This window comes from Glutamicibacter sp. NPDC055354 (assembly GCF_053644955.1).
The window spans coordinates 159,358-184,562 of record NZ_JBSHMB010000003.1; the positions used below are offsets into that span (position 1 = coordinate 159,358).

General features: G+C 63.2%; 21 protein-coding genes. 6 read left to right on the plus strand and 15 right to left on the minus strand.

The genetic code is table 11. The features are described 5' to 3' along the window. Window positions 1-11: 11 nt before the first annotated feature. A complete protein-coding gene (locus ACWICV_RS14005) occupies window positions 12-608 on the minus strand; it encodes a TetR family transcriptional regulator (RefSeq protein WP_454091199.1) in 597 nt (198 codons plus the stop codon). Between the two features lie 193 nt (window positions 609-801). On the opposite strand from ACWICV_RS14005, the gene ACWICV_RS14010 reads away from it, so the two are divergent. Both ACWICV_RS14010 and ACWICV_RS14015 read left to right on the plus strand, forming a co-directional pair. Then, window positions 802-1,830, plus strand: coding sequence for an aldo/keto reductase (locus ACWICV_RS14010; protein WP_105656516.1), 1,029 nt, complete (start codon window positions 802-804; stop codon window positions 1,828-1,830). A 75-nt stretch (window positions 1,831-1,905) separates the two neighbouring features. Further along, window positions 1,906-2,700, plus strand: a complete 795-nt coding sequence (locus tag ACWICV_RS14015; protein WP_454091198.1) for a carbon-nitrogen hydrolase family protein — start codon at window positions 1,906-1,908, stop codon at window positions 2,698-2,700. 403 nt (window positions 2,701-3,103) lie between these two features. On the opposite strand, the gene ACWICV_RS14020 is transcribed toward ACWICV_RS14015, so the two are convergent. Together ACWICV_RS14020 and ACWICV_RS14025 are read right to left on the minus strand one after the other, a co-directional pair. Further along, window positions 3,104-4,465, minus strand: a complete 1,362-nt coding sequence (locus tag ACWICV_RS14020; protein ID WP_365945704.1) for an APC family permease — start codon at window positions 4,463-4,465, stop codon at window positions 3,104-3,106. 345 nt (window positions 4,466-4,810) lie between these two features. Beyond that, window positions 4,811-5,476: a TetR family transcriptional regulator gene (locus tag ACWICV_RS14025; RefSeq protein WP_365945703.1), complete on the minus strand. Its 666-nt coding sequence runs from the start codon at window positions 5,474-5,476 to the stop codon at window positions 4,811-4,813. 110 nt (window positions 5,477-5,586) lie between these two features. Here ACWICV_RS14025 and ACWICV_RS14030 point away from each other — a divergent pair, with 110 nt between their 5' ends. Continuing rightward, a complete protein-coding gene (locus tag ACWICV_RS14030; protein ID WP_454091197.1) occupies window positions 5,587-7,230 on the plus strand; it encodes an amidohydrolase in 1,644 nt (547 codons plus the stop codon). Window positions 7,231-7,336: 106 nt separating this feature from the next. Then, window positions 7,337-8,365 carry a Gfo/Idh/MocA family protein gene (locus tag ACWICV_RS14035; protein WP_402471913.1) on the plus strand — a complete coding sequence of 343 codons (1,029 nt, stop codon included), beginning with the start codon at window positions 7,337-7,339 and terminating at the stop codon, window positions 8,363-8,365. A 33-nt stretch (window positions 8,366-8,398) separates the two neighbouring features. On the opposite strand, the gene galE is transcribed toward ACWICV_RS14035, so the two are convergent. The 11 genes from galE to ACWICV_RS14090 form a co-directional block, all read right to left on the minus strand. Then, window positions 8,399-9,361, minus strand: a complete 963-nt coding sequence (gene galE, locus ACWICV_RS14040) for a UDP-glucose 4-epimerase GalE (protein WP_402471915.1) — start codon at window positions 9,359-9,361, stop codon at window positions 8,399-8,401. Continuing rightward, window positions 9,358-10,554 carry a galactokinase gene (gene galK / locus ACWICV_RS14045; RefSeq protein WP_454091196.1) on the minus strand — a complete coding sequence of 399 codons (1,197 nt, stop codon included), beginning with the start codon at window positions 10,552-10,554 and terminating at the stop codon, window positions 9,358-9,360. Before galK ends, galE begins: the two co-directional genes overlap by 4 nt. After that, a complete protein-coding gene (gene galT / locus ACWICV_RS14050) occupies window positions 10,551-11,660 on the minus strand; it encodes a galactose-1-phosphate uridylyltransferase (protein ID WP_454091195.1) in 1,110 nt (369 codons plus the stop codon). The genes galK and galT overlap by 4 nt, the downstream gene beginning before the upstream one ends. A gap of 55 nt (window positions 11,661-11,715) precedes the next feature. Then, on the minus strand, window positions 11,716-12,660 hold the full coding sequence (locus tag ACWICV_RS14055) for an aldose 1-epimerase family protein (RefSeq protein ID WP_105662253.1): 945 nt from the start codon (window positions 12,658-12,660) through the stop codon (window positions 11,716-11,718). Window positions 12,661-12,754: 94 nt separating this feature from the next. Beyond that, window positions 12,755-13,936, minus strand: coding sequence for a multiple monosaccharide ABC transporter permease (gene mmsB / locus ACWICV_RS14060; RefSeq protein WP_105656523.1), 1,182 nt, complete (start codon window positions 13,934-13,936; stop codon window positions 12,755-12,757). Beyond that, window positions 13,933-15,471: a multiple monosaccharide ABC transporter ATP-binding protein gene (gene mmsA / locus ACWICV_RS14065; protein WP_105656524.1), complete on the minus strand. Its 1,539-nt coding sequence runs from the start codon at window positions 15,469-15,471 to the stop codon at window positions 13,933-13,935. The genes mmsB and mmsA overlap by 4 nt, the downstream gene beginning before the upstream one ends. A 93-nt stretch (window positions 15,472-15,564) precedes the next feature. Beyond that, the gene (gene chvE, locus ACWICV_RS14070) at window positions 15,565-16,734 is read right to left on the minus strand and encodes a multiple monosaccharide ABC transporter substrate-binding protein (RefSeq protein ID WP_105656525.1); all 1,170 of its coding nucleotides are present in this window, start codon (window positions 16,732-16,734) and stop codon (window positions 15,565-15,567) included. 175 nt (window positions 16,735-16,909) lie between these two features. Beyond that, the gene (araA, locus tag ACWICV_RS14075) at window positions 16,910-18,421 is read right to left on the minus strand and encodes an L-arabinose isomerase (RefSeq protein ID WP_105656526.1); all 1,512 of its coding nucleotides are present in this window, start codon (window positions 18,419-18,421) and stop codon (window positions 16,910-16,912) included. A gap of 7 nt (window positions 18,422-18,428) precedes the next feature. Next, window positions 18,429-19,145 (minus strand): L-ribulose-5-phosphate 4-epimerase, encoded by a 717-nt coding sequence (locus ACWICV_RS14080; protein ID WP_105656527.1) that lies wholly within the window; start codon window positions 19,143-19,145, stop codon window positions 18,429-18,431. Window positions 19,146-19,180: 35 nt separating this feature from the next. Beyond that, window positions 19,181-20,794 carry a xylulokinase gene (locus tag ACWICV_RS14085; RefSeq protein ID WP_105656528.1) on the minus strand — a complete coding sequence of 538 codons (1,614 nt, stop codon included), beginning with the start codon at window positions 20,792-20,794 and terminating at the stop codon, window positions 19,181-19,183. A 161-nt stretch (window positions 20,795-20,955) separates the two neighbouring features. Then, on the minus strand, window positions 20,956-22,017 hold the full coding sequence (locus tag ACWICV_RS14090) for a LacI family DNA-binding transcriptional regulator (RefSeq protein ID WP_105656529.1): 1,062 nt from the start codon (window positions 22,015-22,017) through the stop codon (window positions 20,956-20,958). Window positions 22,018-22,324: 307 nt separating this feature from the next. Between ACWICV_RS14090 and ACWICV_RS14095 the strand changes: the two genes are divergently transcribed. Both ACWICV_RS14095 and ACWICV_RS14100 read left to right on the plus strand, forming a co-directional pair. After that, on the plus strand, window positions 22,325-23,209 hold the full coding sequence (locus tag ACWICV_RS14095; RefSeq protein WP_105656530.1) for a sugar phosphate isomerase/epimerase family protein: 885 nt from the start codon (window positions 22,325-22,327) through the stop codon (window positions 23,207-23,209). A gap of 28 nt (window positions 23,210-23,237) precedes the next feature. After that, window positions 23,238-24,239 carry a Gfo/Idh/MocA family protein gene (locus ACWICV_RS14100; RefSeq protein WP_105656531.1) on the plus strand — a complete coding sequence of 334 codons (1,002 nt, stop codon included), beginning with the start codon at window positions 23,238-23,240 and terminating at the stop codon, window positions 24,237-24,239. 69 nt (window positions 24,240-24,308) lie between these two features. On the opposite strand, the gene ACWICV_RS14105 is transcribed toward ACWICV_RS14100, so the two are convergent. Continuing rightward, window positions 24,309-25,202: an ATP-binding cassette domain-containing protein gene (locus ACWICV_RS14105; RefSeq protein ID WP_105656532.1), complete on the minus strand. Its 894-nt coding sequence runs from the start codon at window positions 25,200-25,202 to the stop codon at window positions 24,309-24,311. Between the last annotated feature and the right edge of the window lie 3 nt (window positions 25,203-25,205).

Genomic DNA, 25,205 nt, shown 5'->3' on the forward strand with positions numbered 1-25,205 from the left:
TGTAGCGGTTGCTAGCGCTTCTCCGACCAGTTGTCATCGATCATGGCGGCGAAGTCGAAGGCTTCGTCGAGGATCTCGCGAAGTGTACTGCCCGCCGTCCCAACCCAACGGGTCAGTGCATGGTCGTAAAGGGCCAGACCCAGCAACGCGGCGGTTTCAGCCAGCCGCTGGTTCGCGCAGAACGGCGACAGCGCCTGGGCCAGCGCTACCTGCTGCTCTCGCCGGGATTCCTGCCAGCTGGCCCGGAGCGCAGGGGTGCTCCTGACCAGCTCAATGCGGCCCTGCATCGCCACCGGATCCTGCTCAGCGAATACTACTGCCGATTCAAAGCTGCGGCGCAAAAGCTCCAGCAAGCTCTCGCCCGGATGCGAAGACATGGAGCTGGCCATGTCGGAGAAGTGCGCGGTCATGGAACGCAACGCAGTAACTACCGCTTCCTCTTTTGACGAGAAGTACCGGAAGAACGTGGCACGGGATATTCCGATTGCCTGGGCTGCCTGCTGGGCGGTGACGTTCTCCATGCCGCGTTCGGCGAACACGGCATAAACCTGTTCCGCCAACTCGACTTTCATCTTTTCGCGCACTCGATCGCGAACCACGCTTCCCATGGCAAGAATTTTACTCTGAGATTCAAGAGCAGAAGTGAGACACAGTCTCTTTATGCTGGTCATTGCCACTTTAGCTACGGTGTGTCGTTTCGGTCGCAGTTCACGGAACTCAATAAATCACGGAACATGATGACCGCTGAATCCTGCTTCGCTAGGCTCAAGAAGATAGAAACTGACTACTCGAAGGACCACCATGGCACAGCAGATCGCAAACAGCATCGACCTCGGCCAGGGGTTGGAAGCCACCTCGCAGGGTTTTGGTTGCATGTCCCTGAGCGGGCCCTACGGATCGGCCGACGATGCCGAATCCCTGCGCACCTTGAACCATGTTCTTGATCGCGGCGTCACGTTCCTGGATACAGCAAACATCTACGGCGAAGGGCACAACGAAACCCTGCTCTCGCAGGTGCTCAAAACCCGTCGCGGCGAAGTCACCCTGGCAACCAAGGCGGGCATCGTGCGTCCGAAGAATCCGGGAGACCCACGCGCTAATGGCGACCCGGACTTCATCAAGAAATGCATGGATGCGAGCCTGCAGCGGCTGGGCGTAGACCACGTTGACCTGTACTACTACCACCGGGTGGATTCCCGGGTGCCAATCGAGGAGACTGTCGGAGCCTACAAGGAGCTAGTCGAAGCAGGGAAGGCCCGGCACATCGGCTTGTCCGAAGTGACTTCCGAGGAGCTGCGCCGAGCCCACAAGGTGCATCCAATTTCCGCGATCCAGATGGAGTACTCGATTTTCAGCCGGGACATCGAAAGATGGCTCTTGCCAGCCGCCAGTGAACTCGGCGTGGGCCTGGTGACCTACGCGTCGCTGGGTCGCGGGTACTTCACCGGGGAAGTTGATTCCCTGCAGCAGCTTGAAGCCAACGACATCCGCCATAACTTCCCGCGCTTCGAAGCGGCCCGCATGCAGCACAACCATCCATTGCGGCAAGTCATCGCGGAGGTGGCCCAGCGCGAAGGTGTTTCAACCGCCCAGGTGTCACTGGCGTGGGTTTATGAAAAAGCACGCGCATTCAATGTGGCCGTCTCCCCGATTCCGGGGACCCGCTTCAGCGCGCACTTCGAGGATAATCTGGGGGCGCTGGATGTCCGCTTGTCCCTGGAATCAATGTCGCAGCTGGATGCCTTGGCTGCCCAGGTAGACGGTGAGCGCCAAAAAGACGTGATGTCGGTGTCCAAGGGCCGTGAAGAGGTGCAGATGGCCCGGATGTAGCTTCGCTGATCGCTACTGCGTAGAGTCGTGAAGGTAGCGCATAGCCAGCAGCTGGCAGCAGGAAAGGACTATCCCATGAGAATCGCTTTGGCGCAGGTTCTGAGCACCGCTGATCCGCAGCGCAATCTGGTAACAGTGCGCGATCATGCGCGCCGGGCAAAGGAAGCCGGCGCCACGCTGGTGGTCTTCCCCGAGGCCATGCAGGTTTCCTTCGGCCACGATCTCGCCAAGTACGCGCAACCCCTGGATGGGCCCTGGGCTACACTGATCCGCCAGCAGGCACGGGATATAGGCATCACCATTGCCGTGGGCATGTTCACCCCTGGGGAAGGCGGCCGGGTACGCAACACCTTGCTGGTCGCCGGTGAAGGCGTAGATACCCACTATGACAAGATCCACCTCTACGATGCCTTCGGCTATGCCGAGTCGGATTCAGTGACGCCCGGAACTTCTCCGGTGCAGTTCGAGCATGAGGGAACGACGATCGGCTTGGCCACCTGCTACGACTTGCGGTTCCCGCGCTTGTTCACCCGCCATGCGAAGGCTGGTGCAGCGGTCAACATCGTCAGCGCTTCGTGGGGCCAGGGCGAGGGCAAGGCCGAGCAGTGGACCACCCTTGCGCAGGCCCGCGCCTTGGACGCGACGACGTTCGTGGTGGCAGTGGACCAGGCTGATCCTGAAAGCATTGGACGCAAGATCACCGGTACCGCGCCTTTGGGCGTCGGGCACTCGGTGGTGGTTGATCCGCTAGGACGCATTATTGCCCGGGCCGGTGCAGAACCCGAGCTGCTGGTAGTCGATCTGGATCTCAGCCAGGTCCAGGCCGCTCGCAAGCAGCTGCCGGTGCTGGCCAACGCGGTCGACCTGTAGCCAGGCGGTTGGCTCAGCCGTTGAGGCTTGCCAGCCAGCCCATCGCTGGCGCCGGCGGCGAGGATGGGATCCCGGATAGCACTGCGCGCTTCCAGCAGGACCCTTGAGGGGATGTGCTCGCCCAATCCGAGTTACCGCTCGTGCGCTTTTCGATGCCAGGGATATCCCGCTGGATCTAGTCGCGAATTCAGCGAAAGCGCGGCAGAAGCGTAGCGGTGTTGCGGTCGCCGGATGAATCGCCAGCACTACTCGCAGCCCGCCTGCCGGCCTGCCCATCGTGGCCCGAACGCCGCCCTTGGCGGTGACGAGGATGCACACTGATTCACCGAGGATGCCCTGGGGCCGCATACCGCTATCCCCCGGATGCTAATGAACGGTGAACGGGTTTTTCACAGCAGCGGTACTATTCGGCAAGATCCAGCATCGGTGCTTTGCGCTTGAATCCGCCAGTCACGTAGGCGAGATACACCAGGCCCAGCCCGATCCAGGCCAAACCGATCACCAGCGAGAGACCGCTGAGGCTTGTCCATAGCCAAATTGTCAGGGCCAGGCCAATTAAGGGCAGCACCAAGTAGTTGATCGTAGCCCCCATTCCGCGCTGGCGGTGGGCCAAGAAGAAGTACTTGATTACGGCGAGGTTCACTGCAGAGAAGGCGACAAGGGCGCCGAAGCTGATCATCGCGGAGACGATTTCCAGGCTCGCGAACAGGGCGGTCAGCGAAATCAGTGAAACGATGATGATTACGAACGTCGGGGTCTTGAAACGGGGGTGCAGGTACCCGAAAACCCGTCGGGGAAGCACGCCGTCGCGTCCCATGCTGTAGAGGATTCGCGACACCGATGCCTGCGAGACAAGCGCCGATCCCATTGCGCCGCAGATGAATCCAGCGGTGAAGAAGATAGAGAGGAATTGGCCGCCCGCTGTGAAGACCACATCAATGGAGGCCGAATCCGCGTTCGCGAATTCATGGCTCGGGTAAACCAGATGCGAGACGTAGGCCAGGGCCACGAATAGGAAGCCGCAGATCAAAGTCGTCAGCAAGATGGCGCGGGGCAGATCGCGCTTGGGATTGCGGGCTTCCTCGGCGAATGTCGTGATCGAGTCGAAGCCGAGGAAGGAGAGGCAGAGGATCGCAGCGCCCGCGGCCAGTGGAGCGAATCCGCCCGCCTCCCCGGAACCGCGCAATGGGGCAAAGAGGTCAACGGTGGCCTGCCCGCGGAGGTAGGCAATGGAGAAGCCGACGAACAGGATGATGAACAGGAACTGGAAGCCGATAATCACGATGTTCGTTCTGGCCACAGAGACAATGCCGATGACATTAAGGACTGTCACCAGCACCATCCCAGCCAACATGAAGGCCCAGGGCGGAATCACCGGGAAGAACTCGTTGAGGTAGATCCCCAAGAGCAGATAGTTGATCATGGGCAGGAAGAGGTAATCAAGCAGGAGCGCCCAGCCGGCCATGAAACCGATATTCGACCCGAAAGAGCGCTGGGTGTAAACGTAGGCAGATCCGCCTACCGGGAAAGCCTGCGACATCAAGCCGTACGATCGTGCCGTGAAAAGCATCGCGACCAAGGTGATCGCGTAGGCTACCGGAAGCCGGCCACCGGTAATTTCGGTGACAATGCCGTAGGTGCTGAAGATGGTCAGCGGCACCATGTACACCATGCCGAAAAGCACCAGGTTAGGCAGTCCGAGCACCCTGTTCATCTGCGCGGGCGCTTCCGCTGCGCTTCGCACGCCTTGCTGTACCTGCTTCATCGCGGCTCCTTCTGTGCAATTGCCCCGTCGCCACTCCATGACGAGTCAGACGTTCCAGGGCGTCCGTACTCACTGCCCCAAATAATGAATATCGTTCACTTAATGTAGTGACATGGCTCACCGATAACAAGGGGGACCTACCCTCAAGGCGCTGTTTCCGGCAGGTAAACCGGGTCGAATATTGGCCGCGGAACCCACACGGGCAAGGCGGATCACCTGCATGACTTGGAGCTTGTTGATGAAGGCAAGCGGTGGGGGCCTCCCGCTTCAGGAGGGCCGGCGGATCAAAATAAATTTATATTATTAATTTCGGGGAAACATCCGTCTGCAGAAATCAGCACGTCGCTAGGACTGGGAGACTTCCCGCTCGACCGCGGAAATGATCGCCCGGAGCCCGAACTCAAATGATTGGTAGCTGACGCTGGTGCGAGCCTGCCGCGCATAGGCCTCTCCCAATTCCATCACTTCGCCGTGGCTGCTGCGCACAGTTCCCCGGTCGTCTGCAGGCACGGTGGCAACATGAGCCCCCGGGGCGACGATATCCAAGGCAGCCCCGACAATCAGCGACTCGATCGCCACCATGACCATGAGAATGCGAGGCACGGCCACACCGGCCCGGCGCAGGATACGCCCCATTTCCTCATAGATGACACCGGATTCCGATTCCTCGGAAATGGGCGTGGCGACAATCAGTTCCACTGCCGCGGGAACGCGGAGCAGCGCTTCGCGAAAGAGCACCGCGAAATGGAACAGCGCTTCGGTCCACGGCAAATCGGCCAGCATGTTCCGCTCAATGGATCTCACCATGTCGCGGCGCATCAGGTTCACCAGGTGCTGGCGGTTGTCCACGTGGTTGTAGAGCGCAGGCGTGCGCACGCCCAGGGAGCGCGCCAGGCGCCCCATGGAGAACTCCTCCGGACCGATTTCTTCGAGCAGGGCAAAGGCCGCATCGACAATGCCCTGCTGGGTCAGGATCGGCGTGGCCGGCCGGCCGGCGACTCTTTGCGACATGCGAACCATCCTCGTTGTGGGTTAATCCGCTTCCATCCAACCATGGACAGCTGACTCAGCTCCGTTTAGACTCAAAAATAATTAATGCCATTAATTTGAGGAGTCGAACGATGACCGGTCCGCAGACGGTGCTTTATGCTAGGACCATCTACACGCTGGCCCAAGAACACCCTGCCAGCGCTTTGGGGATCACCGATGGCCGCATCTCGCATGTGGGCACCAAGGAGCAGGCCCAAGGGTGGATCGCAGACGGAACCGCGGTCATCGACTACGGCGAAGCCGCGATTACCCCGGGGCTCGTCGATGCGCACATTCATCCGGTCTTCGGGCAGTCAGTGGCCCGAGGCGTCTTCCTCGGCGACGCCAGGACACTCGACGAGGCCAAACGGCTCATCGCAGGGCATGCGCAGGCCTGTGCGCCCGGCGATGTGGTACTCGGCCATGGCCTGAACGTGGCGATCTTCGGCACCGCGGAGCCCAGCGGGCAGTTCCTCGACGAAGCCGCCCCGGGGCGGCCCAGCTACGCCACCTGCTTCGATGCGCATTCAGCCGTGGCCTCTTCGGCCATGCTCCAGCTAGCAGACATCGACGGCAGTGAGAGTTTCGCCGACGGCTCCAGCGTCGTAGTGGACTCCGATGGCCGACCCACCGGCTTCCTCCGGGAATTCGAGGCCATGGCACTAGCCGAAAAGGTCCTGCCGGTGCTGGGCATCGACGACAAGGTGGAAGCAGTCTACCGGCTGCTGCGGGACATGGCGGCCAGCGGGCTGACCGGCGGGGAAATGCTGGATCTGGCCGATCCTGATTCATTGGAGATTTTCCGGCGCCTGGAGCTGCGCGGCGAATTGCCGATCAAGCTGCGCATCGCCCCGTGGATCATGGCCAGCGATCCGGCAGAAACCCTCGACCAGGTCATCGCGCTGCAGGGAGAACGCGGACGCCGCTGGCAGGTGCGCGGCGCCAAGCTGATGATCGACGGGACGGTGGACAACGGCACCGCCTGGCTCTACGAGCCGGACATCGAAGGCGAATCCACCGAATCCCTCTACCGGGATCCAAGCCGCTATGTGGCCAATCTGCGCGCCCTTGCGCAGGCCGGCGTGACAACCACGACCCATGCCATCGGCGACCAGGGCATCGGCTTCGTCATTTCCGCCATTGCATCGCTGCCCGACAATGGGCTGCGCCACCGGATCGAGCATCTGGAAGAACTCAACGACGAGGATTTCTCCCGGCTTAAGGCTTCCGGGGCCACCATCAGCATGCAGCCCACGCATTGCACACATTTCGTCCGCGCCGACGGATCGGATGCCTGGTCCCGGAGGCTTGGCCAGCATCGCGCCAGCTTCGCCTACCGCCTGCGTGATGTCAAGGATGCCGGCATGGTGCTGGCGCTGGGCTCCGACTGGCCCATCGCTCCTTTCGACCCGCGGCTGATCATGGCAGACGCGCAGACCCGCAGGCGCACCGAAGTGCCCGGCAGCGACAGCGTGCAGCCACGCCATCGCCTGTCGGCTCGCGAAGCCCTGGAAGGCTACACCGTGAACGTCTACGACAGCACCGGGTCCACTGGCGGCCGCTTGGAAGCCGGGATGCCCGCGGACCTGACGATCTTCGCTGCAGATCCGCTGGCCGCAGCCCCCGAGGAGCTTTGCACCATGGAGGTGCTGGGCACCTATGTCGATGGCAAGCTGGTGGATTTGGGAGCCGGTCTTGGGGCGGCCGACGCGGAGCCGGCGAGCGCGCGCCGGTAGTGGGCAAGCGCCTGCTGCCACGTTGCTGGGATAGCTCTTCCACTCGGACAAATGTCCACATAGGGTAGAAGTAGCCATCTGACTTTACCTGCCATCGGAGCCTTCAGTGCCACTCGCCTTACCCGAATCCACGCTGCCCCATCCCTCCTCGGCTCCTGCGCTGAATTGGGGCATCCTCGGGCCGGGGTGGATCGCCTCGCAGTTTGCCGCATCGCTGAACGATTTGACCGCCAGCCGGCTCGCAGCAGTCGGCTCGCGCACCTTGGCCCGATCCGAGCAGTTCGCACGCACCTACGGAGACACCGGGACCCGGGCCTTCGGCTCCTATGCCGAGGTGCTCGAGGACCCTGGGGTGGATGTCGTCTACATCGCCGTCCCGCACAGCGGCCACGCAGAACTTGCGCTCGAGGCGATCGCGGCGGGCAAGCATGTCCTGGTGGAGAAGCCAATGAGCCTGGACGCCGGGCAAACTTCCCGGATCATCGAGGCGGCCAAGGCTGCCGGAGTTTTCGCCATGGAAGCCATGTGGTCACGATTCCTGCCCATCGGCAATGTGGTTGCACAGGTAGTCAAGTCCGGCATCCTGGGGCAGATCATCACCGTCCAGGCTGATTTCGGCGCCAAGTTCGAGGTCGACTACGACTCGCGCATCTACGACCCGGCGCTCGGCGGCGGGGCCCTGCTGGATGTCGGCGTCTACCCTATTGCCTTTAGCGCCATGGTCTCCCCTGCCAAGCAGCTCCTGCACGCTTCGGGACGGATGGCCAAAACCGGGGTTGACGCTACCTTCACCGCGGTGCTTTCCAATGAAGACGGTTCCACGGCAACGGTCTTCAGCAGCATCGAAACCGATTCGCCGCAGGGCGCATGGATTGCCGGTACGCAGGGCACCTTGGAACTCCAGCGCCCGATTTGCTGCGGTTCCGGGCTGGTGCTGCGCAGTGCCGACGGCAAGATCGCCGACAGCCGCGAGTTCACGGAAACCTCGCCTACTGCCGGTTTGGGCTGGGAAGCGGCCCACGTGGCCCAGTGCATTGCCCAGGGCCTGGCCGAATCCCCGGTCATGCCGCTGGCTGAATCGCTGGCGATTGCGCAGACCATGGATCAGATCGCGGCCACGCTGCGCACCAGCTAGTTTCCCAGGCCGCTGCGCTTCAGCTTGGTGCGGTCAGCCGCGCTGGGCCGAGGCCTTCCAGGCGCTGTGGACCATCTGCTGCAGGCTATGGCGCATCTGCCAATCAAGGTCGCGGGCGGCCAGCTTCCCGTCGGCGACAATGCGCGCCGGGTCGCCCGGGCGGCGCGCTTCTTCCACCGCGGTGAAACCGATGCCGGTGGCCTTCGCTACCGCATCCATGATCTGGCGCACCGAGACGCCATCGCCGGAGCCCAAATTGTAGACCGGCTCCAATACCTCGCCGGCTTCCAGTTTCCTGGCCGCCTCCACGTGCGCCAGCGCCAGGTCGGCGACGTGCACGTAGTCGCGCACGCAGGTGCCGTCCTCGGTGTCGTAGTCGGTGCCGAAGATCTTCGGCGTCTTTCCGGCATTCAGCGCCTGGAACACCAGCGGGAACAGGTTGTGCGGGCTGGCATCGTAGAGTTCTTCGCTGCCCGAGCCGACCACGTTGAAGTAGCGCAGCGAGGTGTGCTTCAGCCCGGTAGCCACCGCCTGGTCGCGGATCAGCCATTCCCCCACGAGCTTGCTCTGTCCGTACGGGGATTCGGGGAAGGTGCCGGTGGATTCGGTCACCACATCTTCGTCCGGGGTGCCGTAGACGGCTGCCGAGGAGGAGAAGACCATGTTGTGCACGCGGGAGGCCGCCATGGCTTCGAGCAGGTGCGCGGTGCCGGTGACATTCTGCTCGAAGGCCAGCAGCGGGTGCTTCACCGATTCGCCGGCATACTTGTAGCCGGCCAGGTGGATGACCCCGGTGACCTCGTGGCGCTTCATGATTTCCACGAGCTTTTCGGTCTGCAGGATGTTCAGCTGGTAGAACGGCACCTGTTCGGGAACGAAGCCGTGCACCCCGCTGGACATCGAGTCCACGACGACCGGCTCAAGGCCTGCCGCGGACAGCGAACGCACCACGTGGGATCCGATATATCCGGCTCCGCCGGTCACTAGCCAACTCATGCCCGGCCTGCTCCTTCGTCTGCAATTACGGTGAAAATGGCCGGCTCGACATAGCCGGCCTGGTCAAAGGCTTCGCGGACGGCCTGGCTGACCGGTTCGATCTGCTCGCGCTTGATCAGGGCAATGGCGCTGCCGCCAAAACCGCCACCGGTCATCCGAGCTCCGATCGCTCCGGCCGCCATGGCCGCTTCCACGGCCGCGTCCAGTTCCTCGCTGGAAATCTCGTAGTCGTCGCGCATGGATTCGTGCGACTGGCAGAGCAGCTTGCCCACCGCGGGCAGGTCGCCTTCGCGTAGCGCCAGGACGGTATCCAGGACGCGGCGGTTCTCGGTCACGATGTGCTTGGCGCGGCGCTTGGCTACCGGGTCCCCGATGGCCTCCAGTTCTTCGACGCTGTGCACCTCGCGCAGCGATGCTACCTCCAGCACCGCGGCGGCCTGCTCGCAGCTGGTGCGGCGGGCGGCGTAGCCGCCATCCACGTGCGAATGCTCTACGCGGGTGTCCATGACCAGGACCACCGCGTCATGCTGCGCCAGCGGCAGCGGCACGGATTGGGATTCCATCGAACGGCAATCCAGGAACAGCGCATGCTGGGCATGGGACATCAGCGAGGCGCTCTGGTCCATGATCCCGGTCGGAGCACCCACGAATTCGTTCTCGGCACGCTGGGTCAGCTGGGCCATCTGCACCTTGGACAGGCCCAGGCCGTAGAGATCGTCCAGCGCCACGATGGTCGCCACTTCCAGGGCATGCGAAGAGGACAAGCCCGAGCCCACCGGGACATCGGAGTCCACCATCAGCTCCAGCCCGCCAATCTGCACGCCATCGAGCTGGCTCAGCGCCCACAGCACGGCGGCCGGGTAGGCGGCCCAGCCGGGCACCGCGCGGGGCACCAGCTCATCGAGGGTAATGGAGGTGACCGGCGGTTCGTCGCCCGCCCCGTAGGTGGAGGCGAAATCCAGCACCTGGCTGCCCGGCTCCAGCTGCGACTTGCGGCGCACGGCCACCAGCGCGTTCTTGTCGATGGCGAAGGGCAGCACATAGCCCATGTTGTAGTCGGTGTGCTCGCCGATCAGGTTCACCCGTCCCGGGGCCCGCCAGATGCCTTCCGGGTGGTGGCCGTAGGCCTTGGTGAACTTCTCGCGCAGGGCGTTGACGCGCGCCGCGGTTTCCTTCGTTCCGCTGCGGCTCATGGCATGACCTCGCGCAGCCGTGCAGCAGTCTGCTCGGCCGGGACGTCGTTGATGAAGGCGCCCATGGCAGCTTCCGATCCGGCCAGGAACTTCAATTTGTCAGCGGCCCGGCGCGGGCTGGTCAGCTGCAGGTGCAGCCGTGAGGCCTTGCGGGCCCCGGGCTCCAGCGGAGCCTGGTGCCAGGCGGCGATGTACGGGGTGGGCGTCGGGTACAGCGCGTCGAATCCGCGCAGCAGGTCCCGGTACATCACGGCCAGCTCGGCTTTTTCGTCCGCAGTGAGCGCGGCGAAGTCCGGCACGTGGCGGTGCGGCACCAGGTGCGCTTCCAGCGGCCAGCGGGCCGCGTAGGGCACGAACACGGAGAAGTGCTCGCCCTCGGCGACCATGCGCTTGCCCTCCTTGCGCTCGAAGTCCAGGATGTCACCCATCAGGGTGCGCCCGGTTTTCTCCAGGTGCGCGATGCCCTGGCCGGCCATCTTGGCGGCGGTTGGCGCCAGGTACGGGTAGGCGTAGATCTGCCCATGCGGGTGGTGCAGGGTCACGCCGATATCCTGGCCGCGGTTCTCGAACACGAACACCTGCGCAATGCCCTCCATGGCGGACAGGGCGGCGGTGCGCTGCGCCCAGGCCTCGATGACGGTGCGCGCCCGGGCATCATCCAGCGATGCGAAGGAACCGGTGTGCTCGGGGGTGAACACCACGACCTCGCAGCGCCCGTAGGCCGGGGCCGGCTGCTGCACCGGTGCGGCCGCCGGAATCCGGCCCAGCGCCGGGCCCAGGGACGGGAAGCGGTTCTCGAAAACCACCACGTTGAAGTCCTCGGCAGGGATTTCGCTCTGCCGCCCGTGGACGCTGGGGCACAGCGGGCATTCTTCCTTGGGCGGGAGGTAGGTGCGCGACTGGCGGTGGGCCGCTACGGCCACCCAGTCCCCGGTCAGCCGGTCGTAGCGCAGTTCGCCAGGCTCCCCGCGCGGATCCAGCGGCCGGGTGTCGGCCACCGGTTCGGGCACGGCGGCATTGGCGTCGGCGAAGAAGATCGCCTCGCGGCCATCGGCCAGGTGATGGACCCGGTGGGTCGGTTCATGTGCTGCGGAGCCCTGCGGCATTGCAATCTCTCCAGTTGACTCGTGGTGGTTCCAAAGGTGGGTGGCGCCTGGGGTGCTAGCGCGGCTGGACCGGGCCGATCAGCCAGCTGGCTTCGTGGCTGGCGCCCGGTGCCAGGGCGATGACGTCCTGGCCGGAGTTGTAGCCGCCCGGCGGGCAGGTCATCGGCTCGATGGCCAGGCCGGTGCGGTCCAGGGCCGGATCATCGCGGTCGGCGGTGTGTATCTGGACCCACGGGCAGGCTTCGTCCCAGGTGATGTGCGATCCGACGCCCCCGGCGTCGGTGATCTCCGCGCGGAAAGAACCGTCCGCGCGGGCAGCCAGGCCAGTGTAGGCATGGTCGATGAAGAGATCCCCGATGGGCTTCGGGGTGCGGAAATCCAGCTCGGTGCCGGCGGCCTGAACCGTGTCGCGCGGCAGCAGGCGCGGGCCTTCGGTCAGCTGCACCTTGCCAGCTGGCAGGGTGAAGGTCCATTCATCCGCCTTCTTGCCCGGGGCGACCAGGTAGGCGTGCGAACCCCAGCCGAAGGGCGCGGTGCCCGTCCCGAGGTTGGTGGCGGCAGCGACGGTGCGCAGCCCGCCGGCCTCCAGCCGGTAGCCGATCACCAGCTGCACCTCGTACGGATAGCCGGCGCTCGGGGCGATGACGGTGCGCAGCTGGGCGAAGTCGGCACGGTGCTCGATGATCTCGAAGCCGGTATCGATCACCAGGCCGTGCAGGGCATGGCCGCGCTCCGGCTCGGTGACCGGCAGCTGCAGCTCTTGGCCTTCCCAGCTGTAGGCCCCGTCGATCACCCGGTTGGGCCACGGGGCCAGGATGGCGCCGGCGAAAACCGGGCGCGGCCCGTGCGGGTCGAAAGCGCGCACCAGCGGGCGGGAGCCGTACTGGAGGGAAACCAGGGTGGCGCCCACCGTGGCCACTTGCGCGGTGAAGCCATGGGCTTGCAGCGTCAGCACCGTTCCATTGGCGGTGTCCTTCAGGGGCAGTGCGAGGCGGTCCATGTCTTCTTCCTTCTTGCTGGGCCATCAAAAACGTCGGGCACGCATGGGCCCTCCCGCAATCGCGTGCGGGAGGGCCCATGGCACCAGCGGCAGGCTAGTTGCCAGCGCCCGCGCGGCGCTTGTTGTAGATGTCGAAGGCGACTGCCAGAAGCAGCACAACGCCCTTGACGATCTGCTGGGTGGAGGCGCCCACGCCCATCAGCTGCATGCCGTTGGAGAGCACCGCCATCACCAGGCCGCCGACGATCGCGCCGGTCACCCGGCCCACGCCGCCGGTGGTCGAAGCGCCGCCGATGAAGCAGGCCGCAATGGCGTCCAGCTCGAACATGTTGCCGGCACCCGGCTGGGCGCCGTTGGAACGCGAGGAGAAGACCACGCCGGCCACGCCCGAAAGCAGGCCCATGTTGATGAAGATCCACATGTTGATCTTCTTCACGTTCACGCCCGAAAGCTTCGCGGCGGACAGGTTGCCGCCGATGGCGTAGACGTGGCGGCCGAAAACGGTCTTGGTGGTCAGCACGTGGTAGCCCAGGATCAGGGCAGCCAGGATGATCAGCACGATCGGCATGCCGCGGCTGGTGGCGATCTGCCAGAAGAACCAGAGGATGATGATGCCCGAGATGATGTTCTTGGCCAGGAACATGGCCATGGATTCAACGCTCTGGCCGTACTTGGCGCGTCCAGCGCGGTTGCGCCACTGCGAAACGAACAGTCCGGCCACGGCGATCACGCCGATGATCACGGTGAACAGGTCGAATCCGTTGCCGCCCAGCAGCCCGTTGAGGAAGCCGCCGGCGATCTGGCCGTATTCGCCGGGGAACGGCGAGAGCGACACGTTGCTCAGCACTTCGTAGGTCAGGCCGCGGAAGAGCAGCATGCCGGCCAGGGTCACGATGAACGCGGGAATGCCCACGTACGCCACCCAGAAGCCCTGCCACAGGCCGCACAGGGCGCCCACGGCGATGCCGGCGAGCATGCCGACCCACCAGGGCAGATCCCCCTTGATGACAATGACCGCGGAGACCGCACCGGTCAGCGCCACGAGGGAGCCGACCGACAGGTCGATGTGCCCGGCGACGATCACCAGGATCATGCCCAGGGCGAGGATCAGCACGTAGGAGTACTGCAAGATGATGTTGGTGATGTTGATCGGGCTGAGCAGCAGCCCGTTGGTCAGGATGGTGAACAGCACCACGATGAGCACGAAGGCAATGTAAATGCCCGAGGTGCGCAGGTTCTTGGTGAAGATATCCTTCAGCTCGCTTGTGATGGTCATCGGGTGCTTTCCTTCTCGATGGTCATGAGTTCCATGAGGCGTTCCTGGGTGGCTTCGCTGCTGGGCAGCTGGCCGGTCATTCGGCCGTAGGCCAGGGTGTAGATGCGGTCGCAGATGCCCAAGAGCTCTGGCAGTTCGGAGGAGATCACCAGCACGGCCTTGCCGGCAGCCGCCAGCTCGTTGATGATGGTGTAGATCTCGTATTTGGCGCCGACGTCGATGCCGCGGGTGGGCTCGTCGAGGATCAGCAGCTCGGGTGCGGTGTGCAGCCATTTGCCCAGCACGACCTTCTGCTGGTTGCCGCCCGAGAGGTTCCCGACCTTCGCCATCACGTTCGGGGTCTTGATGCGCATGGACTTGCGGTAGTGCTCGGCAATCTGGATCTCCTTGTTGCCGTCCACGAAGCCCTTGGAGGAGATCTTGTCCAGGCCGGCCGCGGTGGTGTTCACGCGGATGTCCTCGATCAGGTTCAGCCCGAACTTCTTGCGGTCCTCGGAAACGTAGGCGATGCCGGCCTTGATGGCCTTGCCCACGGTGGAGGTGTCCACCGGCTTGCCGTCCATCTTGACCGTGCCGGTGATGTTCCGGCCATAGCTGTGGCCGAAGATGCTCATCGCCAATTCGGTGCGCCCGGCGCCCATCAGTCCTGCAATGCCGACGATTTCGCCGGCGCGGACCTCCAGGTTGGCGCCTTCCACCACGGTGCGGTCCTGCTGGACCGGGTGCTGGACCGACCAGTCCTGGACCTCGAAGACCACGTCGCCGATCTGCGGTACGCGTTCCGGGTAGCGGGAGGACAGTTCGCGGCCCACCATGCCGCGGATGATGCGGTTCTGGTTGGACTCGGGATCGGCCATGTCCAGCGCCTCGATGGACTGGCCATCGCGGATGATCGTGGTGGTGTTGGCAATGTCCTCGATCTCGCCGAGCTTGTGCGAAATGATGATCGAGGTGATGCCCTGTTCGCGCAGTCCGCGCAGCAGGTTCAGCAGGTGCTCGGAGTCGTCGTCATTCAGCGCGGCGGTCGGTTCGTCCAGGATCAGCAGCTTGACGTTCTTGCTCAGCGCCTTGGCGATTTCCACCAGCTGCTGCTTGCCCACGCCCAGCTGGCCTACCGGGGTGACCGGCAGTTCGTCCAGGCCCACGCGGGCCAGCAGGTCCGCGGCGCGGTGGTTGGTCTCGTTCCAGTCGATGAAGCCGCCGCGCGCGGTTTCGTTGCCGAGGAAGATGTTCTCGGCCACCGACAGGTACGGCACCAGCGCCAGCTCCTGGTGGATGATCACGATGCCCTGGGCTTCGGAGTCCTTGATGTTCGAGGCCTTGAGCTCTTCGCCTTCGAAAATGATCTGGCCCTCGTAGCTGCCGTGCGGGTAGACCCCGGAGAGCACCTTCATGAGGGTGGATTTTCCGGCGCCGTTCTCTCCGCAGATAGCGTGGATTTCGCCCTTGCTAACCGAAAGGTTGACGCCGTCCAGCGCCTTGACTCCGGGAAAAGTCTTGGTGATGTCCTGCATGTGCAGGATCGTGGTGTCCATAGTGCAGACGTCCTTGGTGTGTGCTGTGAGCGGTGCATCCGGTGGGCGGGAGGGCGGCTTGCCCTCCCGCCCACCGGATTGCGGCCTGGGAGACTACTTGGTCTGGCCGGCCTTGACTTCCTCGGCCGTGTAGTACTCGGAGTCGACCAGCAGGGAGGTGATGTTGTCCTTGACGACGATGTCCGAATCCAGCAGGTAGGAAGGAACAACCTTCTTGCCGTTGTCGTAGGTTTCGGTGTCATTGGCTTCCGGCTCGCCGCCGCCTGCGTAGGACTTCACTGCCTCGACAGCCTGGGTAGCCAGCTTGCGGGTGTCCTTGAAGATGGTTGCGTACTGCACGCCATCGTCGATCAGCTTCACCGAAGCGATTTCTGCATCCTGGCCCGAGATGATCGGCAGGCCGGCCTCGATGGTCTTGCCGTAGCCGGCGTTGGACAGTGCGGTGATGATGCCGCGGGAGATGCCGTCGAATGGCGAGAGGATGCCGTCGATCTTGGTCTTGCCGCCCTGGTAGTGGGCGGTGATCAGGTCTTCCATGCGCGACTGGGCTTCTTCCTGGCTCCAGCGCAGGGTAGCTGCCTGCTCGATCTTGGTCTGACCGGACTTGACCGTCAGGGTGCCGTCATCCAGGTAGGGCTTGAGGGTATCCATGGCGCCCTTCCAGAAGAAGTGCGCGTTGTTGTCGTCGATCGAACCGGCGAAGAGCTCGACGTTGAACTTGCCCTCCTTGCTGGTGCGCTTGCCTTCCTCATCGGCCAGGCCCATGCCGGTCAGCAGCGAGGTTGCCTGCTGGACGCCGACGTTGTAGTTGTCGAAGGTGACGTAGAAGTCGACGTTCTCGGTGCCGTTGATCAAGCGGTCGTAGGAGATGATCGGGATGTTCTGGTCCGCTGCGGCCTGCAGCTGGGTGGACAGCGCGGTGCCGTCGATGGAGGCGACTACCAGGATGTCGCTGCCCTTGGTGATCATCTGGTCGATCTGCTGCTGCTGGGTGGGGATGTCGTCATTCGCGAACTGCAGGTCGACTTCGAAGCCAGCGGCTTCCAGCTGGGACTTGACGGCTTCGCCGTCGGCAATCCAGCGCTCGGAAGTCTCGGTTGGCATTGCCACGCCCACCTGGATGTCCTCAGGTGCAGTCGACTCGCCTTCGCCGGCTCCTGCTCCGCCGCCAGCGCCACCGCCGCTGCACGCTGCCAATGCGCCGACCAGTGCCAGCGATCCCATGGTCGCCGCGGCCTTGCGGGTCCAATTATTCCATGCCATCTTTTCCTCCTTGAAAGGTTGCCATATCTGCGAGTGAGACTGGACTCACACTATGTTAGCGCTAACACAGTGATTTCAGCCACCCTCGATGTAAATAAATTAAGATTCCTTACTCATTGGTAATGCACGCCCCGCCACGGGGCGCGCATTACCTGGGCAGGTGTCCTTCGAACCGCTAGAAACCCTGCGCCAAGCGGTAGTAGCTCTGGTTCACGCGAATCTGCTGCGCGAAGTTCCGGCGGGTGGTTTCCTCATCGATAACCAGCAGCTCGGTGCCTGCGATTTCAGCGAAGATCTCGAAAGCCTCGATCCCCGCGGCCGTGGACATCACCGTGTGGTGCGCACCGCCGGCAGCCAGCCAGGACTCGGCGGAAGTATTGAAGTCCGGCCGCGGGCTCCACACCGCGCGCGCCACCGGCAGGTTCGGCAGGTCCGCCGGCGGGGTGACCACATCCACCACATTGGCAGTCAGGCGGAAGCGCTCGCGCATATCGGCCATGGACACGACCACCGCACCTTCGGCAACGTCCGCGTTGAAGACCATGCGCACCGGATCCTCGCGGCCGCCGATGCCCAGCGGGTGGATTTCAACCCGCGGCTTGGAGGTGGTCAGCGACGGGCAGACCTCGAGCATGTGGGCGCCGAGGATCAGCTCCTTGCCGGGAGTCAGGTCGTAGGTGTAGTCCTCCATCAGCGAGGCGCCGCCCGGCAGGCCCTCGCCCATGACCTTGGCGGCACGCACCAGTACCGCGGTCTTCCAGTCGCCTTCGGCGCCGAAGCCGTAGCCCTTGCCCATCAGGCGCTGCACAGCCAGGCCCGGCAGCTGCTTGAGCCCGCCCAGGTCCTCGAAGTTGGTCGTGAACGCCATGGCGCCGGCCTTGGACAGGAAGGCTTCCAGCGCAATTTCCTGGGATGCGGCATAGCGCAGCGACTCGTGGCGGGCACCGCCGGCGCGCAGTTCGGGCACGACGTCGTATTCGCGCTCGTACTCGGCGACCAGCGCATCGATGTCGGCCTCGGCCACGGCCTGGACCGCTTCGACCAGGTCGTTGACGGCCCAGGTGTTCACCGAGACGCCGAAGCGGATCTCCGCCTCGGTCTTGTCCCCCTCGGTCACCGCGACGTTGCGCATGTTGTCGCCGAAGCGGACCAGGTTCAGGTTTTGCACGGCGTTGAAGCCGGCAGCGCCGCGGATCCAGGTGCCCACGCGGCGGGATACGGCCGGGTTGGAGACATGGCCGACCACGGTGGTGCGGGCCGCGCCCAGGCGGGTGGCCAGGTAGGCGTACTCGCGGTCGCCGTGGGCGGCCTGGTTCAGGTTCATGAAGTCGAAGTCGATCGAATCCCAGGGCAGTTCGACATTGGCCTGGGTGTGAAGGTGCAGCAGCGGCTTCTGCAGGGCCTTCAGGCCGTTGATCCACATCTTGGCCGGGCTGAAGGTGTGCATCCAGGTGATGACGCCCAGCACTTTGTCATCCGAGTTTGCTTCCAGCATTGCGCGGCGGATCGATTCGGAGTCCTTCAGGACCGGCTTCCACACGATCCTTGCCGGAACGTCGGCGGACGCATCCAGCGCCTGCGCGACCTCGGTGGACTGCTGCGCCACCTGGCGCAGCGTCTCTTCGCCGTACAGGTCCTGGCTGCCGGTGAAGAACCAGATTTCTTGGGTGTTATATGCCTTGGCCATGATGTCCTTACTGTCCGTAGACGTTCTGGTAGCGCTCGTAGAGCGAGTCGATATGCTTCTGGTCGATCGCGACCGGGTTGCCTAGCTGGCGCGAGATGTGCACGGTTCGCGCCACTTCCTCGCACATCACCGCGGCTTTGACTGCGGCCTTGGCGTCCTTTCCGATCGTGAAAGGACCGTGGTTGCGCATCAGCACGGCCGGGCTGCGGGACTCGCTCAGCGTGGACACGATGCCGCGGCCAATCGAATCATCGCCAATGATGGCGAAGGGGCCTACCGGGATCGGGCCGCCGAATTCGTCGGCCATCATGGTCAGCACGCAGGGAATTTCCTCGCCGCGCGCCGCCCATGCGGTGGCGTAGGTGGAGTGGGTATGCACCACGCCGCCCACCTGCGGCATGTGCTCGTAGGTGTAGGCATGGGCCGCGGTGTCCGAGGACGGGGTGCGGGTGCCATCGAGCAGCTTGCCGTCCAAGGTGCAGACCACCATGGACTGCGCGGTCAGCTCGTCGTAGGCGACGCCCGATGGCTTGATCACGAACAGGTCCGCGGAGCCGTCGGCGATTTCCGGGTGGCGCACGCGCTGCGACACGTTGCCGGCAGTCCAGACCACCAGCTCATAGCGCGGCAATTCGGCGTGCAGGTCGGCAACAATCTGGCGGACCGTGGCCACCTCGTCCTGCATTGACTGCGGGTAATCCGCCAGGATTCGTGGTTGATTCATCGGTTTCTCTTTTCGTCCGAAACTGTGTGCGATGCCTAGATGGCGGTAATGGCGGTGCGCTGAATGGCCAGGCCGGCTTCATAGGTTTCCAGGTAGGCCTCGAAGCCGGCACGGTCATCGGCCTGCGGCTCCGCGAGGCTCAAAGCGGCACCGGCGAAGACTTCGGAATCCAGGAATTCAGGCAGGGACTGCTGCAGGCCATCGAGGACTCGGCGCCGGTACGCTGCCAGGACGGCGATGCCCCATGCACCTCCGTGTCCGGCGCTGTCCCCGACAAGGACGGGAGTGTTGATCGCAGCGGCCAGCAGCCGTTGGGCCACCCCGGCGGTGCGGAAGATGCCGCCATGGGCAAACATCTGCTTGACCTCGACGCCTTCGGCGGCCAGCACGCGCAGTCCGAGGCTCAGCGTGGCGAACATGGCGTACACCTGAACACGCACGAAGTTGGGCAGGTTCAGCGTGGAGTCCGGGGTGCGCAGGATGGCCGGACGGCCTTCGGCAAGACCCGCTACCGGTTCGCCGGAAAGATTGTTGTAGGCCAAGAGCCCCGCACCATCGGCAGCACCCTGAAGGGCCGAACGCAGCAGGGTTTCGAAGACCGCGTTGTCGTCGGCGTCGCTGCCCAGCGCCCGGGCGAACTGCCCGAAGACCTGGGCCCAGGCGGCAAATTCGCTGGCGCCGTTATTGCAGTGGACCATGGCTACCGGATGCCCATCGGGCGTGGTGACCACGTCGATTTCGTGGTGCACTTCCTTGAGCGGCGCGTCGAGGACCACCATCGCGAAAATGGAGGTTCCGGCGGAGATGTTGCCGGTGCGCTGGGCTACCGAATTGGTGGCCACCATGCCGGTTCCGGCGTCTCCTTCCGGTGGGCACAGCGGGCTGCCAGGCTGGAGCTGGCCGGTGGGGTCCAGGAGCAAGACCCCGGCTTCGCTAAGCGTGCCAGCATCTGCACCGGCGGGCAGTGCCGCGGGCAGCATTGAGGAAAGCCCTGCGGTCGCGCCATGCCGGGCAGCCACCGCGTCAAAGGCGGAAAGCATCCGTGCATCGTAGCTGCCGGTGGCTGAATCGATGGGGAACATTCCCGCGGCATCGCCCACGCCAAGCACAAAATTTCCGGTGAGAAGCTCATGCACGAATCCGGCCAGCGTGTTCAGGCGGGAAACTTTCGACACGTGCTCTTCGCCGTTGAGCAGCGCTTGGAAGTAGTGCGCTACGGACCAGCGCTGCGGGATATTGAAGTCCAGTTCCTCGCTTAGCATCGCCGCCGCTTTTGCCGTGGAGGTGTTGCGCCAGGTGCGGAAGGGAACCAGCAGTTCCCGGTCGGCGTCGAAGGCGAGGTAGCCATGCATCATCGCGGAGATTCCAACGGCTCCTAGCTGCGTTGGGCGTACTCCGTGGCGCTCTTGGGCATCTGCCAGCACCTGGGCCATGCAGTCCTGCAGGCCGGCGACGATGGCTTCGCGGGAGTAGGTCCAATTCCTGTTTTCGTACTGGTTCTCCCAGGCGTGGCTTCCGCTGGCAAGCTGCTGGTGGCCGGGGCCGATCAGGCTGGCTTTGATATTCGTTGAACCGAACTCGATGCCCAGCACGGCTTCGCCGGTGCTGATGATCTCGCGGGCGGTTGGCCCGTTGAGCTGTGTTGCCATGAAATCTCCGTTCGCACAGCTCGGTGAGCAGCGCCATAGCCATCGTTTCCTGCTCCACTCGCGAAAAATGCGCTGGCAGAACAAAACCTCGATCCAATGTTAGCGCTAACAATTTGTGATCCGCAATACCGGATCCCGGACTCGGGGAATGAAGCGCTTGGCTAGCGGGCGTTGGGCGGTGCGGTACTCGCCCGGATTACCAGCGTTGGCGCAATCACTTTCGGGACCCTGTCAGCCGTGGCGCCTTCCAGCAATTCCATCAGCGCAGCATGGCCGACATCGCGGAAAGGCTGGCGAACCGTGGTCAGCGAAGGGATCAGGAAATTGGAGATTTGCAGGTCGTCGAAACCGATAACCGAAACGTCATTGGGCACTTCCAGCCCGGCTTCCCAGAAAGCACGCAGAACACCGGTGGCAAGGTAATCATTCGCTGCGAATACTGCCGTAACTTCGCCGGCGCGTATCGGGTCAACCAGACGCTGGCCTGCCTCATAGCCGCTCTGGGCCTGCCAGGATTCAGCTGGCACCTCAACAATCGGGGCCTTGGCTTCCAGCATTTTTTCCCGCCAGCCGATCTGCCGTTCGGTGGCGTCGAACCAGCCGGTCGGCCCGGACACGTGGACGATCTTGCGGTGCCCCAGGGCCAGAAGATGACCAGTGGCCAAGCGCGCGCCTTCACGCTGGTCGATGTACACGTAATGCGCCGGATCCGCGTCGGGAACCTCGGTGCGAGCGGCCACGACCACCACTGGAATCGTCAGCGCAGCATCATCCAGGGCATCGATCACCTTTTCGAAGGGCGCAACCATCACCACGCCATCAACGCCCTGGTCCACCAGGTGGCTGAGGGCTTCGCTCGCGCTGTGCGCGTCATAGCGATCCAGTGCGGTAACGGTCACGAAATATCCCTGCGCACGGGCAGCGGCCTCGATGGCCAGCACGGTGGATTGAGGTCCGAAGAATTCGCTGCCGATGGTCAGAATGCCGATAGTGCTCGAGTGCGATGTGGCCAGTGCCCGCGCGGCTCGGTTGCGGCGATAACCCAGCTGACGGATGGCATCCAGCACCTGGTCGCGGGTTCCCGCCCTGACGTTTGGATGGTCGTTGAGCACGCGGGAAACCGTCTGATGGGACACCCCGGCCAAGGCCGCCACATCCGCCATCGACGGGGGCCGGTTTCCTGGGCGCCCTTCACCGGGCTGAGCAATGTTCACAACGGTCATTATTGCAAACACCTTCGAAACAGCCACTGTCGCGGGCGAATATCCAGTCAATCAGCGAGCCGGATTACTGCATTCCCTTGAAGGTATATAACGCACTTTCGCCTTGAACCATTGAAAAACCGGTGATGAACAGACGTATCCTGCACTCGCAGACCAGCCTAGCGGCGGCTCGGAAAAAACTCATGGAGAATTTGCCCGAGCGTATTACTTTCCGGGGAGCAGTGGGCATATGATCTTGGAAGCACCTTTGTACTGACAACTGTACATTTTGTTTCCACGCATGCATTCCACACGCCAAGGAGGACCAATGGCAAAACTGTCCATGAATGTCACAACAAGTTTCTACGGGAATGTTGCCACCGACATTGCAACGGCACGGTCGGCCGGATTCGGCGGCATCGAGCTGCAAAGCCCGAAACTCTATCGCTATCTTGATGCCGGCTTTTCTGTGCACACGCTTCCAGAAATGCTCACGGGCCTTGAAGTGACAGGAATCGGCGCAGTCCTTGACCTTGAACGCCAAGGCACCGCACGGGATGACATGCTCCGGGAAGTCAGGCGGATGGCCGAAATCGCCACAGTGGTCGGCGCACCGATCCTGCAAATGTGCACCGGGCCAGTGGACTGGAATGTGGTCAAGGATTTAAAGTCCGGAAAACTCGCAGCATCTGATGATCGCTACCGCGGGACACTCGGCCTCTCGGAACCGGAAGCCATGGCCATTGCCGCCGATAATGTATCTGCTGCCGCCGGGATCGCCGCAGAGCACGGGCTGGAGATCTACTTGGAACCGCTGGCTTGGTCCAATATCAATCGGTGTCGGCAAGCCCTGGAAATTATTGAGCGCTGCGGCCGCGAGAACGTTGGCATCGCCTTGGACACCTGGCATTTCTGGACCGTCGGGGACACCTTGGAAGAAGTGGCCGCGTTGCCCAAGGAACTGATCAAGGCGGCCCATATTTCCGACGGGTTGGATCTGGATCGGCGCCATGAGGTTCCGGCCCAGGACGTGCACCGCAATGTCGTCATCGGCGGTGGCGCCATCCCATTGCAGCAGTGGGTGGACGCGATCAAGTCCACCGGCTATGACGGCTGGTGGGTTTCCGAGATGTTCTCTGACCGCGCCAATGAGCACGACTTCCACAAGGTTGCCAGCACCATGCACAATCTTCTGGACATCATGGTCTCCTGACTTCAACCAACTTTACGAGGTGCCTTCAATGCAAAGATTCGCCCTGATCGGCGCCGGCTTCATCGGCTCGGTGCATGCACACAACTTGGCCGCACACCCGGAGATCGACTTTAAACTGGTCTACGACATTGACCCTCAGCGAGCTGCTGCTCTGGCCTCGCGACATGGCGCCAAGGCAGCAGCAACGCTCGACCAGATTTTCGGCAATGACGGCCTGGACGCAGTGTTCATCGCGTCATCAACGGATTCCCACGCCCAGAACCTCCGCCTTGCAGCCGATGCGCGCCTGGCGGCTCTCGTCGAAAAGCCAATCGACCTCGACTTGGAAACGGCAAAGGCGACGGTAGCCTACGTTGAACGTTCAGGAATCAAGGCCATGGTCAATTTCAACCGGCGCTTCGATCGCGCTCACGCAGAGCTCAAGGAGCTCGTGCACTCCGGGCGAATCGGCGATCTGGCTTTGCTCCAGTTGACTTCGCGTGGCCCAGCATTGCCACCACTGGATTACCTGAAAAATTCTGGCGGCCAGTTCCGCGATCAGGCCGTGCACTTCTATGATTTGGCACGCTGGATATCAGGCCAGGATCCCCTGCAGGTGCACGCCTTCGGCTCGGCCCTGTCCGCCCCGGAGATTGCGGAATTTGGCGATGTGGACACTTCGATCAGTTCGCTGCAGTTCCCTAGTGGAGCGATGGCCCAAATAGATTGTGTGCGCCATACGAATTATGGCTATGACGAACGCATCGAAGCGCTGGGGTCTGAAGCCATGGCCGCATCTGAACGGCAACCCTCGGGGCACGTCAGCCTGTTCCAGGGGCAGCACGCGCAATCCCACGGGCTGCACGGCAACTGGTTCGACAGGGTCCAGCCAACCTATGCCGCCAGCTTGGGAGCCTTCGTTCAGGCACTGGACGAAGACCGGGAAGTACCTGTCACGTTGCGTGAGGGGCTCAAATCCCAGGCCATCGCCCAGGCCGCGGTGCGTTCCATCGCTACTGGCCATAGTGAAATGATTGACTACTCGCTCTAAGCAATGGGACAGCTAAGGCCTGGGCTTCTTCACCATCGCGAAGAAGCCCAGGCCTTAGCTGCGGTTGGGTCAGGCTGTTGCTTGAGAGTTCGCGCCCGCCTCTGCCTCTGCCAGCTCTTCATCATGTCCACCAAGCTGTTCAAGCTCATGAGCCAGTTCAGCGAGTTCAGCGCCACCGGCCATCTGGGCGGTCAGCTCTTCGACGGTGATTTCCGACTTCGAGTAGTACCCGATGGAGCGGCCGCGTTTCAGCAACAGGAACGAGTCCCCTACCGGATACGCGTGATGCGGGTTGTGCGTAATGAAGATGACACCCAACCCGCGGTCGCGCGCCTGGAGGATGTAGCGCAGCACCACGCCGGACTGCTTGACGCCCAAGGCGGCGGTGGGCTCATCGAGGATCAGGACCTTGGCTCCGAAATATACCGCGCGAGCGATGGCTACGCACTGGCGTTCACCGCCGGACAGCTGGCCGATCGGCTGCTCGACGTCACGCAGATCAATGCCCATGTCGGAGAGCTCCTGCTTGGTGATGTCCTTCATTTTCTGCACATCAAGCTTCTTGAACGGCCCAACCCCGGTGGTCAGTTCCGAGCCGAGGAAGAAGTTGCGCCAGATCGGCATCAAAGGAACGACCGCCAGGTCCTGGTACACCGCGGCGATGCCGGCATCCAGTGCGACGCGGGGACTCTTGAGCTTGATGGCCGAGCCATGCAAACTGAACTCTCCTTCATCGTGCTGGTGCAAGCCGGCGATGATCTTGATCAGCGTGGACTTGCCGGCGCCGTTATCCCCGAGAACGCAGGTGACCTTGCCCGGATCCACCACCATGTCGACACCGCGCAGGGCGATGATGCTTCCGTAGTGCTTGCCAACTCCCTTGAGGGTCAGCAGGTTGTCGCTGATCTTGGGCTCGAGCTTCTCGAGCAGGTCTTCGGTCTTTTTATTCTTGCGAGTCTTCATGAT

Excerpts from the sequence above, each read along its gene's own strand:
- ACWICV_RS14005 (WP_454091199.1), bottom strand. The coding sequence starts at position 608 with ATGGGAAGCGTGGTTCGCGATCGAGTGCGCGAAAAGATGAAAGTCGAG.
- ACWICV_RS14010 (WP_105656516.1), top strand. The coding sequence starts at position 802 with ATGGCACAGCAGATCGCAAACAGCATCGACCTCGGCCAGGGGTTGGAA.
- ACWICV_RS14015 (WP_454091198.1), top strand. The coding sequence starts at position 1,906 with ATGAGAATCGCTTTGGCGCAGGTTCTGAGCACCGCTGATCCGCAGCGC.
- ACWICV_RS14020 (WP_365945704.1), bottom strand. The coding sequence starts at position 4,465 with ATGAAGCAGGTACAGCAAGGCGTGCGAAGCGCAGCGGAAGCGCCCGCG.
- ACWICV_RS14025 (WP_365945703.1), bottom strand. The coding sequence starts at position 5,476 with ATGTCGCAAAGAGTCGCCGGCCGGCCGGCCACGCCGATCCTGACCCAG.
- ACWICV_RS14030 (WP_454091197.1), top strand. The coding sequence starts at position 5,587 with ATGACCGGTCCGCAGACGGTGCTTTATGCTAGGACCATCTACACGCTG.
- galE (WP_402471915.1), bottom strand. The coding sequence starts at position 9,361 with ATGAGTTGGCTAGTGACCGGCGGAGCCGGATATATCGGATCCCACGTG.
- galK (WP_454091196.1), bottom strand. The coding sequence starts at position 10,554 with ATGAGCCGCAGCGGAACGAAGGAAACCGCGGCGCGCGTCAACGCCCTG.
- galT (WP_454091195.1), bottom strand. The coding sequence starts at position 11,660 with ATGCCGCAGGGCTCCGCAGCACATGAACCGACCCACCGGGTCCATCAC.
- ACWICV_RS14055 (WP_105662253.1), bottom strand. The coding sequence starts at position 12,660 with ATGGACCGCCTCGCACTGCCCCTGAAGGACACCGCCAATGGAACGGTG.
- mmsB (WP_105656523.1), bottom strand. The coding sequence starts at position 13,936 with ATGACCATCACAAGCGAGCTGAAGGATATCTTCACCAAGAACCTGCGC.
- mmsA (WP_105656524.1), bottom strand. The coding sequence starts at position 15,471 with ATGGACACCACGATCCTGCACATGCAGGACATCACCAAGACTTTTCCC.
- chvE (WP_105656525.1), bottom strand. The coding sequence starts at position 16,734 with ATGGCATGGAATAATTGGACCCGCAAGGCCGCGGCGACCATGGGATCG.
- araA (WP_105656526.1), bottom strand. The coding sequence starts at position 18,421 with ATGGCCAAGGCATATAACACCCAAGAAATCTGGTTCTTCACCGGCAGC.
- ACWICV_RS14080 (WP_105656527.1), bottom strand. The coding sequence starts at position 19,145 with ATGAATCAACCACGAATCCTGGCGGATTACCCGCAGTCAATGCAGGAC.
- ACWICV_RS14085 (WP_105656528.1), bottom strand. The coding sequence starts at position 20,794 with ATGGCAACACAGCTCAACGGGCCAACCGCCCGCGAGATCATCAGCACC.
- ACWICV_RS14090 (WP_105656529.1), bottom strand. The coding sequence starts at position 22,017 with ATGACCGTTGTGAACATTGCTCAGCCCGGTGAAGGGCGCCCAGGAAAC.
- ACWICV_RS14095 (WP_105656530.1), top strand. The coding sequence starts at position 22,325 with ATGGCAAAACTGTCCATGAATGTCACAACAAGTTTCTACGGGAATGTT.
- ACWICV_RS14100 (WP_105656531.1), top strand. The coding sequence starts at position 23,238 with ATGCAAAGATTCGCCCTGATCGGCGCCGGCTTCATCGGCTCGGTGCAT.
- ACWICV_RS14105 (WP_105656532.1), bottom strand. The coding sequence starts at position 25,202 with ATGAAGACTCGCAAGAATAAAAAGACCGAAGACCTGCTCGAGAAGCTC.